General features: G+C 31.5%; 3 protein-coding genes. All 3 read right to left on the minus strand.

Going from position 1 to position 1,967, the window contains the following annotated elements; translation table 11 throughout:
• Positions 1-49: 49 nt before the first annotated feature.
• The 3 genes from E6A48_RS06270 to E6A48_RS06280 all read right to left on the minus strand — a co-directional run bounded on the left by E6A48_RS06270 (position 50) and on the right by E6A48_RS06280 (position 1,867).
• Positions 50-349: a hypothetical protein gene (locus tag E6A48_RS06270; RefSeq protein ID WP_014936938.1), complete on the minus strand. Its 300-nt coding sequence runs from the start codon at positions 347-349 to the stop codon at positions 50-52.
• A gap of 83 nt (positions 350-432) precedes the next feature.
• Positions 433-1,482, minus strand: coding sequence for a hypothetical protein (locus tag E6A48_RS06275; protein WP_014936939.1), 1,050 nt, complete (start codon positions 1,480-1,482; stop codon positions 433-435).
• A 22-nt stretch (positions 1,483-1,504) separates the two neighbouring features.
• On the minus strand, positions 1,505-1,867 hold the full coding sequence (locus E6A48_RS06280; protein WP_219709201.1) for a phage capsid protein: 363 nt from the start codon (positions 1,865-1,867) through the stop codon (positions 1,505-1,507).
• Positions 1,868-1,967 lie beyond the last annotated feature (100 nt).

Genomic DNA, 1,967 nt, shown 5'->3' on the forward strand with positions numbered 1-1,967 from the left:
AGGGGGCAAAGCCACCACAAATAAAAAACTTAAAAAATTTCTGTATATACTAAGCCTCAAGCGACTTTATCTTTTCCTTTAAACTTCTATTTTCCTCTTTCAAATAATTTATCACATCATTAGGTTTCATCTTCTCGCGTACAAGTTCCTCTGCCTCTTCTTTGCTTATTATTACAAAAGAATCTGTAAGAGAAATATTTAAATCACTCTCTATCAAAACCTTGCACCTTCTCTCATGAACATCTCTAAAAAAATACCCCACCTTAGCAACAACATAATCATTAGCCTTAATATCTTTATGAACTATACTAGCGTCTACAAAATGAAGTAAAGACTTTTTATTATTCATCATCTCTCCCAAAAAACATATATATAAAAAAACAAGAGAAGAAAAATAATTTTCCTCTCTTGAATAAAAAATATTAAATATAATTAAGCATCTGCTAATTTCAAATCTATCTTACAGAAGCCATAAGGGTTAGAAGCTACTGTACATCTCTTTGTTCTGCTTCTCCACAAATTGTTGCCCAATATATCTACTTCTCTTATATCATGATTTAAATATACAACCTCTTTTATAGAAGCCATATCCAAAATATTAGATGAAGTTGTAAACATATAAATAGAAGAACCTGTCCATATATCAGTAAGGTTTTCTAATTGATACTTTTGTTCAACTTCATGGTCATCAGCAACTCTAAAAGCAGTGCCAACAACTGTTATACCGCTTGTTACGGCATTAAATATATCTGGCTTAAATGCTTTATATTTGCCGTCATTAGAATTGCCTATCATAGACACATAATTAGAAAATAATCTAAATAATCCCTGAAGCTTCACATAAACATCTATAGGTATCACTATATAAAGTTTCTGACCATTGTTTTGAACTTCCATTTGGTCATTAAACAAATTTCCGCCTACAGCATAATTTAAATATTTTGCCAAATCTATAAAAGAACTAAAGAAATTATCAATATCAGTTTCTGTCCAAGAACTTATTGCTTTAGCAGTTAAATCCACTGTATTAGAACTTCCATACAAAGAAGCATCTGTTACTTTTGCAGCTAAATTTCTCTCTCTCAAAAGTCCAAGCCTAGATACTAACTTTTGTGCTATATAATTTAATATTTCCTCCCCTGCTTTTTTCTCATCTTTAGAATAAAGTTCATTAATCTCTTCTATTCTGTTTATGTCTATGCCAATATAATATTCTTCAGGCTCCATCTTAAAAACTCTTGACTCATGTCTTGGATAATCATTAAATATATTAAGACCGCCCAAAGAAGTTCCGCCGTACATGTTTTTGAGATTAAAAGCAGTGTTGTCTAAATCTCCTCCTATAGCACCTTGAGAGACTCCTACAAAAATCTCTGGAATATATTTACTTACAAAGTTTGTCTGCCCCATATATTTTGGAAGCTCTTGATTGATTATAGGAAAAAGTTTATTTTGTATACTTTGAAAATTTGGTACGCTCATTATTACTCCTTATAATAAATTATTAAATAGTTTTTAAAAGCACTTCTATATGAGAATTGGCATTGCCCCCGCGAATAACTATGCCTACACCACTTCCGTCTAATGACTTTTTAAATCCATCAACAGAAGGCACAACTATATCTCCAGCAGCTAAACTCTCTGCCGCAATGCAATTAACATTCCCAGTGTAGCACACAGATATGCAATTAGACTTAAGTCCAAAATCCACATAACTATATGCATCTTCCAAGGCAACCCCAACAAAGGTAAACCCTTCTTCATATAAGGCATAAACTCCTTTTCCATCTTTATTTTTAATGGATACAGGAAAGCCTTTCTTTGGTAATTTATCTTCATCATTACCTATGCCAGATTTTATTATCATAGCGACTCCTAATATTATTTATTTGTTTATATAGACATAAATAACTATATTGTGTAATGTAAGTTCTTTAATTCAACTTTTTCCCGCCGCAAAAAGTTGC

The organism is Brachyspira pilosicoli (assembly GCF_019402445.1).
In the GTDB taxonomy this organism is placed as follows: Bacteria; Spirochaetota; Brachyspiria; order Brachyspirales; family Brachyspiraceae; genus Brachyspira; species Brachyspira pilosicoli_B.

Bases quoted from the DNA above. Each gene is read 5' to 3' on its own strand.
- E6A48_RS06270 (WP_014936938.1), bottom strand. From the start codon at position 349: ATGAATAATAAAAAGTCTTTACTTCATTTTGTAGACGCTAGTATAGTT.
- E6A48_RS06275 (WP_014936939.1), bottom strand. From the start codon at position 1,482: ATGAGCGTACCAAATTTTCAAAGTATACAAAATAAACTTTTTCCTATA.
- E6A48_RS06280 (WP_219709201.1), bottom strand. From the start codon at position 1,867: ATGATAATAAAATCTGGCATAGGTAATGATGAAGATAAATTACCAAAG.